Annotated in this window: 6 protein-coding genes and 3 pseudogenes; 2 read left to right on the top strand and 7 right to left on the bottom strand. The window is 56.3% G+C overall.

The genetic code is table 11. The features are described 5' to 3' along the window. Positions 1–271: 271 nt before the first annotated feature. Positions 272–404 (bottom strand): annotated as a pseudogene (locus NKJ37_RS31650) (transposase); the annotation flags it as partial. Between the two features lie 142 nt (positions 405–546). Between NKJ37_RS31650 and NKJ37_RS31645 the strand changes: the two are divergent. Continuing rightward, positions 547–822, top strand: a complete 276-nt coding sequence (locus tag NKJ37_RS31645; protein WP_352776416.1) for a hypothetical protein — start codon at positions 547–549, stop codon at positions 820–822. Positions 823–966: 144 nt separating this feature from the next. Next, positions 967–1,780: pseudogene (locus tag NKJ37_RS31640) on the top strand (IS1380 family transposase); the annotation flags it as partial. Between the two features lie 94 nt (positions 1,781–1,874). Here NKJ37_RS31640 and NKJ37_RS31635 read toward each other — a convergent pair. The 6 genes and pseudogenes from NKJ37_RS31635 to NKJ37_RS31610 all read right to left on the bottom strand — a co-directional run. Further along, positions 1,875–2,146: pseudogene (locus tag NKJ37_RS31635) on the bottom strand (transposase); the annotation flags it as partial. An 89-nt stretch (positions 2,147–2,235) separates the two neighbouring features. After that, entirely contained in the window at positions 2,236–3,402 is a 1,167-nt protein-coding gene (locus tag NKJ37_RS31630) for an amino acid kinase family protein (protein WP_352776414.1), read from the bottom strand. 815 nt (positions 3,403–4,217) lie between these two features. Then, positions 4,218–5,060 (bottom strand): 2OG-Fe(II)-dependent halogenase WelO5 family protein, encoded by an 843-nt coding sequence (locus tag NKJ37_RS31625; protein WP_352776413.1) that lies wholly within the window; start codon positions 5,058–5,060, stop codon positions 4,218–4,220. Next, positions 5,050–6,309 (bottom strand): diaminobutyrate--2-oxoglutarate transaminase, encoded by a 1,260-nt coding sequence (gene ectB, locus NKJ37_RS31620; RefSeq protein ID WP_352776417.1) that lies wholly within the window; start codon positions 6,307–6,309, stop codon positions 5,050–5,052. The genes NKJ37_RS31625 and ectB overlap by 11 nt, the downstream gene beginning before the upstream one ends. Before the next feature lie 522 nt (positions 6,310–6,831). After that, on the bottom strand, positions 6,832–7,086 hold the full coding sequence (locus tag NKJ37_RS31615) for a hypothetical protein (RefSeq protein ID WP_352776412.1): 255 nt from the start codon (positions 7,084–7,086) through the stop codon (positions 6,832–6,834). 41 nt (positions 7,087–7,127) lie between these two features. After that, positions 7,128–7,874: a LuxR family transcriptional regulator gene (locus NKJ37_RS31610; RefSeq protein WP_352776411.1), complete on the bottom strand. Its 747-nt coding sequence runs from the start codon at positions 7,872–7,874 to the stop codon at positions 7,128–7,130. Between the last annotated feature and the right edge of the window lie 641 nt (positions 7,875–8,515).

The raw sequence follows: 8,515 nt of genomic DNA, 5'->3' as shown, positions 1-8,515 counted from the left end.
CACCCATGACAGCGTCTCCTTGCGCCGCCAATGAATCAGCCGATCCTTATCCCTGCAAGCGATTTAATAGGTCCTGAGCCTAGTTCGTAAACTATACTTTATGAAACGCTTGCGCGACTTGCAGTTCACTTTAAAACAACTTCATGTCTCGCGGAGATGTAATAGAGCTCTGGCGATGCTGGCCTACCGATGACGGCGCGCAGAGCCGCAGTCTTTTACGGCCGGCAGCTTTGTGCACCAGTGACAGGATCCGGCGCAAATGGCTCTGGAGCAGAGACTCGTGCGCATCGGAGACGACGAGCTTGGCCGCGCAGGCCGCGACGGGTCAGGTTGCGCAGGAACTCCGTCCAGATCGGCTCGGCCTCCGAGCTGCCGATCTCCATGCCGAGCACCTCGCGCCGGCCGTTGTTCAAATGCTAGCGGCAATGCCACGACTGTTCATCCCGCCAATTAATGGCTGGTCCTGCATAGATGCTTTGGGGCGAGCGGCGAAGGTGTGGCATCTTTCGGCGCTGTTAGAACCAACTCTTCAGAAGGAGGCGCCCCATGCCGCAGTCTTTTCACGCAAGCCGGCCCCTTACCGCTCTTGAACAGAATAACACGATCGTCGCCGTCATCGAAATGAGCAAGCCGAAGTGGCTTCTCTATTTCTCTATTCGGCTGGTCAAGGTCAAGCGCTTTCGAGCTTTTCCGCGTTTCGTGGCTTTTAATGTCTTTCGCAGGGTCTTGCTTCTCTCCGGGATCGGCCCTTTGGGCCCTCCCACCATGGGGTCAGAAATGATGAAGCAGAACAATTTAATTGGCGTCCTGATCGTCATTTGAAGACCGAACTAGCCTGAAAAATTCACGGTGGGTTACGGTGGGTTGGCGGATGTGGTACAAACCATTGAAATCACGTATGATTTGATTGCTTAAGCCGATCCGCGCTGTTTTCCGGAAACCACACCCGCCACGAATGATCTTACGCTGCCGCTGAGCGGTTTGTCATCTGGCGGCGGCAAGGCCGTCGTCGCCCGTTTCGACGGCGGCATGCGTCGTCCAACAGTGGGGTTCTGGCTCTGGCCGAGGGGAGAAACGGCTGCGTGTGGCTGACCGTCTGGCGGGTTGTATCGACGATCCGCGCTGCCCGGACCAGGTCGTCGACAGCCTGACCGACATGATCGGCTTTCGCATGAAGATGATCGCCGCCGGCTACGAGGATGGCAACGACGCCAACCGGCTGCGCTCCGATCCAGTCTTCAAGATGGCCCAGGATGCGCTGCCGTCGGGTCGGGATCTGGCCTCCCAATCGACGCTGTGCCGGCTGGAGAACCTGCCCGGCGTGCGGGAGCTGGTCGCCATGGGGCGGGCGATGGTCGACCTCTATTGCGCCTCTTTCCGGCAGGTGCCGAAGCGGATCGTGCTCGACATTGACGACACCTTTGAAGCCGTGCATGGGGGCCAGCAATTGCGCCTGTTCAACGCCCATTACGACGAATACGGCTTCCAGCCGATCGTGGTGTTCGATGGCGACGGCCGGTTCGTCGGTGCGGTTCTTCGGCCGGCCAAGCGACCGAGCGGGGCTGACATCCGCCCCCACCTGCGCCGCCTGGTGCGGGCGATCCGCAGCACCTGGCCGAACACACGGATCCTGATCCGGGCCGACGGACATTATTGCAGTCCACCGGTCATCGACTGGTGCCGCGCCAACGATGTCGACTTCATCCTCGGGCTGGCGCCCACCACGACGCTGCGCAGGCAGGTCGCGGACCTGGAAGCCAGCACGACGGCGCGCTTCGAAGTAGGTACGCCGGACAACCCATCCCTGCTTGTTGCAACAACAGCAAATCGAAATGGTGTCCAATGGGCTTAGAGTCAGCTTTGAAGCTTTGAATTCACGGACGAGCGTTTCGGCGGATTAGATTGCCGCCATTGCGACGAGGATCATGGCGTGCGAGACGTCGATGCGCTGTTCATAATCGCCCCCGAGGCGTCGCCAGCGCGTGATCCATCCGAAGGTGCGCTCGACGACCCAGCGGCGGGGCAGGACCTGAACCCCTTCTGGTCTTCGACGGATGATCTCGACCACGAAGTCGAAATAGGCGGCTTTGTCCATGAGCTTCAGCCGGTCATAGGCGCTGTCGGCGAACAGATGCTTCACCCAGGGCAACGCCTGCCAGTCGATTTTCAAACGGCCTCTTAGCCTTAGAGCGACAAGCTGGGATGAGAGGCATCCAGAGTTGAGGATCCGAGGCGTTATTGCGAATTCCTGGGAGCATTGTTTGCACGAACGAGCAGCGAGTTAAAAGGCGAGCGCGGTATAGCCCTTCTCGACCCAAACGGTTCGCCAATCGATCCAGGATACATCCGTTCGTGGATCTGGCGCGCCAGGAAAATGGCGCGCTCATAATCGCCCTCCAAGTGAACGTGTAACACTGGAGCAACAAGCTCCGTCACCGCAGTCTTTGATTCGATTGATACCGAACGAGTATTCGCCACCTTGGCCAGCCGCATGGCGAAATCAATGTCGTTTGTAATGCATATGCCGGCCCGGCTTTTGTCTTCCACACAGATCACGCTCATGTCGTGTCGATTAAGAAGCGCTAGGATGTTGTCGCGTTCTGCAAGACTGGCGCACCATATCACCGCTGCGTCCTGAGCTACTGTGACGGAATGGGCGTCCCCATGGCCTGTTACGATAGTCCCCGTGACGGCTCCGTCGCTGGTGAGAGATTTACAAACAACCGTGAGCGCGTGCTTTTCGGCGTATTCCACTGCCCTGTGATGCAGTACCTTTGCACCGTGGCGCGACATTTGCGCGATTGTCGCATAGGCAATCTCCGGGATCAATTGTGCCTCTGGGACAAGATAAGGGTCTGCCGTATAGACTCCCGGAACATCCGAATAGATTTCGCAAGTTTGCTCTTCTAACATGGACGCAATTATGACGGCTGTCAGGTCGGAGCTGTTTCTGCCCAGAAACGTTAAGCTCCCGGACTGATCAACTGCCTGGGCGCCAGCGGCAACGACAACGTCATGTTTCTGCAATGCAGCCTTAATTGGTCCAGGGTCTACGCATTCTATTGACGCGCGACCGAAGTCCGAATTCGTGCGTATTCCAAGGGAATAGCCATTCAGAGACAATACGGAAATCCCTAGCCGGTTGACGGCTGCCTCCAGAAGGTAGGTACTGAGCATCTCTCCGGTTGCAAGTGCCGCATCGAGGTTCGATGGTGATGCTTGTTTGTTGATGCCGAGCATCACTGCTTTCAGGTTGGCAGTTATTCCAGACATCGCGCTGACCACGGCGACTATTTTGTTTTCGCCGGCCGCCAGTCGCTCGGCTAGATGCTCTGCAACTCGACGGTAATCTTCAGGATCCAGAAAAGATGATCCTCCGAATTTCAGAACGGTTACGCTCATGTGCCTACCACCATGTTGCTAAGTTCAAGCTGTTCGATGAGGGATGCTGTAGATCACGACACCTCTCCTTGGGATCGCGTCAAGCGCCCCTGCGTATAGCCCGCGAGGACCGCCCACAAACTATGCAAAAACCAGATTCTCAAAAACTACTAGGGTCGGTAGGTGGCAGCTATGGATGCACTCGCTGCGCCTTATACTGAACATGGTGCATGCGCGACTCAGGTTCGGCGCGCGATTTGACTCAGTTATTGGCTCATCCCGGCGCTCACGGAGCTATCATCGGCGAGGCCGCCAACCAGCGAATGGCGGATCGGACGCACAAACGGACCCGCTTGCCCTGACCGTCGACCAGCTATCGGCCGAGCGATCGTCGAAGGCACGGGGCCAGCGCGTCGACGATGCGCTGGTTCAGATCGGCCAGTCTGGTCTCTACCGTCTGGTAGCGGCCTTTGGGCGCCAGTGGCAGCGAGTAAAGATGTTTGGCATCATCGGCTTTATTGCCGCGCAGATCTCTCGAGATCGGGATAACATATAGGGGCTTTCCCCTTATTGACAGGAGGATTGCCGGATCCGGTGTAGAACACCAACACGGGTCCGAGATCAAAGCTCGTCCCGGGCGCAAAGCGCCGGACGGACCGGGGCCAGGTTTCAGTCGAAACGCCATCGATGCCGCGCGCCACCGTGCTGGCGAACCTGGGCATCAGCGGAGCGAGTGTCAGTGCCAGGATCGCAGCGGCCGTCGTCTGGAGGCCGAGCGAAGTCCGATTGCGGGCGGGATAGGCGGCGAGGTCGGTCAGTCGCCGCGACATCCAACTTCAGGTCCACCAGAGAACAAGATCCGGCCGCGCAAACCCGAAAAAGCTGTTCAGCACTAGGCGACGCTTTCCGTTTCCGGATTGACCGGTAACCCCGTGAACGAAACCGCCGTCGATAAGGGCGATATCTCCGGCCCTGAGTTGGAAGTCGCGACAAGGAACGGCCTCGAGATACGCTGTCGAGTAGGGATAGCCCGTGGTCTCCACACCCTGGGACTTTCGGTCCGCAACTGTCGGCTTATGGCTCCAGAGCCGCAGATTGCCACCTTCCTCGGCCATGCTGGGGTAGTAGTTGAGCGCTGCGACGGTGTTGTGCGCCACCGCAGAAAGCTCGTAATCGTTCCCAGCACATAACACTTGAGCGACATCGTCGTGGGGCTCCAAGGAAAATGTGCCGCTGCCAGACCAGCTGAGAGCGCGACAAACATTAGCCAGACCGTGCTCCGAACGAGCCAGCCGCAATTCAATGCCCTGGTCGTGAAGCTCGCGCTTCAACGCGTCGAATAATGCTCGGACCGGATCAACGAAATTCTCAAAAAGGCCGTCGACGGACGGTTTCGCATTTTTCGACTCCGAGAAATAGCTGGCTGCATCCTTCCTGTAATGGGAAGCGCCGACATATTGTCCAGGGACGCCATCTTTACGCTCCTGGAGACCGGGACTGCCAACAAAGTTCGCGGTGATCTCCTCGGCTATTTCGGTGCTGAAAGCTTGCTTGATGTGCAGAGCGGTGATCTCACCTTTCAGGACTGAGATGATCTCCGCAGTGCTGATCGAGCCGGTTCGCTCTCTGATCTCGACAGGCGAGATGGCTGGGGCTTGGGATACTTGATTAGTCTCCATTGGCTTGCTCCTTTAGTGCGTGATCAAGGATGGCGATGCCATGATCGAGTTCGTCATCGGTGATGGTTATCGGTGGGAGGACTTTAATGACGTCGCGATTTGGTCCTGAAGATTCGATCAGCAGGCCATTTTCGAATGCGACATCGTGCACACGGCCGACAACGGCCTGCGAACGGCACTTGAGGCCGGTCATCAGACCACGGCCGCGCTTTTGTTCGATGCACTTGGGGAATTTCGCAACGAGGTGATCAAGGTGTCTTTGAAGGTTGGCGGCCGTCCGCTCGACGCCTGCAGTAAACTGCCTCTCGGACCACATTTTGCACATGGCCCCTGCAGTCGTGAAGGCGAGATTGTTGCCTCTGAAGGTCCCGCTGTGTTCTCCGGGCTTCCATATGTCCATGTCGGGGCGGATCAGAACAATGGAGAGCGGATTACCCGAACCGCTCAGCGATTTCGAAAGGCACACGATGTCGGGTTCAATTTTCGCGACCTCGAACGAAAAGAAATCGCCCGTTCGGCCTGAACCTGCCTGAATGTCGTCGACGATCAAAACAACGTCGTGCTTACGGCAAATGCGCTGAATTTCTGTGAGCCAAGCTGCGGATGCGGTGTTCATGCCGCCTTCTGCCTGGATAGTCTCCAGAATGATTGCGGCAGGCTTTTCTATGCCGCTCCCCGGGTCGCCCAAAACGCCGTCGATGTAACTCGCGGAATCGATAGCTTGGTTTGCATAGCCATCGTAGGGGACACGGATCACATCGTGGCGAGCAACGCCGCCCAGTTCCCTGGTCGACGCCGAACCCGACACCGCCAGAGAGCCGAGCGACATGCCGTGGTACGCATTTGTGAAGGCCATGACGCTCGAGCGGCCGGTATATTTTCGCGCCAGCGCTAGCGCCGCTTCGTTAGCGTTTGTGCCGGTCGGCCCAGGAAACTGTATCTTGTAAGAAAGGCCCCTGGGTTTCAGAATCCCATCGACAAACGCTTCGATGAAGTCACGCTTTGCCGCTGTATACATGTCTAGCGACAGAAGAATATTCCCACCAGCGAGATATTCAATTGCTGGCGCCATAATAGTCGGATTGTTGTGTCCGTAGTTGAGCGCGCCAGATCCTACAAGGAAGTCGATAAAAGGCTTGCCGGTCTCGTCCCAGATTGTCGCCCCAAGGGCCTTCGTAAAGACCGTGGGAAAAGACGGCCCATAGCGACGAACGTTAGACTCATGAGCCGTGAAAATGTCGGTATTCATTTTTTCGGCTTCGAGATTCCGCATGTCACATGGCTCGCCTATCACTCCGCCCATGGTGGTCTCCTTCGCAGGTAAGTGGTTTAATGACCAAGAATGCTTGTCAAATTGCATCAGCTACGCGAAACAGCGGCAGCCAGAACGTGCGCCGTTCAGCAGGACTTATTTTGCATGATGCTATCTCCCAGAATGGCTCCTCTCATCTACGTGACAAATGCGAGCAACGAACCTACTAAGGCTGGTAGTCTGTCCCAGAGGAACGCCTGCATCCCGCGATGTAGGCGCGCGTCGTTGAAGGACCTTGAAACTTACACGGGGCGGCTCGGTAAAACGTTGTGAGGAGCCGCCGCGATTTGCCCTTCCCTTCATCCCGAGTATTTCACACGGGCGACGTCATCCCACTTGGAGATCCACAGGGAACCTCCGCTATTTGTCCTGTACCGGACTTCCATTCTCGAGAGCACCGGCGATGCAATCCCGAGATGTTGAGAGCGATAGCGGCACCTCCGAGGCAGCTTCGAAAGATCACAGCAATGTTTGCTTTTTGCACATCAAATCGGACGCAATCTGCGGATAGTGTGCACCGCTGCTCGCCGGCAACTTTCCGGCTCCATCAAAATGCAGCTTCCACCCGCGGAGATGGAAGGCGTCGGGCAGCATCAACCCCGATCTCGACATCCTTTGGCTGCGCTGCGAGAAGACAGGGTTCAAGAAAATTGCCGCGCAACCGTCGTCGAGGCACCGGAAGATCATAAAGACCTCGTGCTTTTCTCCCACCATGGCATACCGATCGCCACTTGACGAGTTACTATGTAATATTTCTATACATCAATAATTCCCAAGTTCACTGCTTTTATCGCAGCGACTGTTCTGCTTGCCGCATCCAACTTATGCATCACTTTCTTTAAATGGAAGTTTACCGTATTTTCAGAAATTCCTACAATAGTTCCTATTTCCCATGACGACTTACCTCTAGCTGCCCACAGAATGCACTCCTTTTCTCTAAAAGAAAGGTTATGTTGCTTCAATACGCTCAAATTATCCAATCTCGTAACCTTCAGATGGAAATGTAGCGCGGCAAGTTGCAAGTAGGTGATTGTTTTATTTTGGAATTCGCGGTCCCAAGGTTGAGCAAAGCTCATGATCGTAAAGCTGCCTGCGGGGCCGTGCAATGGAACAGTAACGCCTGACCTTAAGCCGAACGTCGCTGCTTCGTCTAAAACACGCCGTTCGTTTTCGGTCGTGCTTTCATCCTTGTACACCTCGCTCCATCGAAAGGCGCCCACCCCCTTTCGACCTTTCTTGATGATCGGGTCTATTCTGTCATAACCCATTTCCAAGTAGCGCTCCTTCCATTCATCAGGGTAATTCAACATGACCGCCGAATCGGGTTGGGCCGGCTTCAAAACCTTTTGGTGATCAGGCGCAAGAGGACCATAGGCGATCCAGGGGCAATCAAAACTCAGCGTAAAAGCAGACAACAGTTCGAACAACTGTTCGGATTGAGCAATACCATCAGTCTGGTCGAGAAATCGGCTTAACTCGACCGCAATCCGCGGGAGTCCCATCGTGTTTCCTTCATTGCGTTGTCACCGGTGCACAAGACAGAGGCTCTATGCGCCGCCGTCGGCAGGCCAGGGCAGCTTCGTAAAAATGCGCAGTCAATGGGGATCTGAGGCAGACCTGACTATCCATCGGGTCGGAACCCCTAGCGCCACCTGATGAGGGACCTTCAAAAGTCATGCCAGGTTGGCAGCAAAATGTTTTGTTCAGGTTCACCAATCGATTGGATGGGTACGCAGGAGCAGGCCGAACACCACTGTGTCGCTGACTCGACAAACCCTACAGTAGGTCGGGCCCCGCCGGGTGGAGTAGCTCGAGGGTAACGAAGCCGCTCGCGAGCCGCCCTCAATAGACCCGATGATGGTCGCTTGCCCCGCGCATGGGGGTTCCTGGACGTTGCGACTGAGGATCGCGCAACAGAAGGAGGAGCGCATGTCCATTTCAACAAAGTACATTGGCCTCGATGTTCATCAGGATACGATTGCGATTGCCGTTTCCGACAAGGGCACTCACCGGGTAATTACCCACCCCTTGCCCCCCTTGATGCGGCACGGTGCGTCATCACTCGTCGTCGAGTCCGGGTACTGCGGGGGAGCCTTGCCGACCTTGCTGACGGTCCTCGGGTAATTGGCATCGGGCTGCGCCT

This window comes from Mesorhizobium sp. M0140 (assembly GCF_040322475.1).
GTDB lineage: Bacteria > Pseudomonadota > Alphaproteobacteria > Rhizobiales > Rhizobiaceae > Mesorhizobium.
Note: the sequence above shows the minus strand (reverse complement) of the source record. Positions and strands in the feature narration are given on the sequence as shown.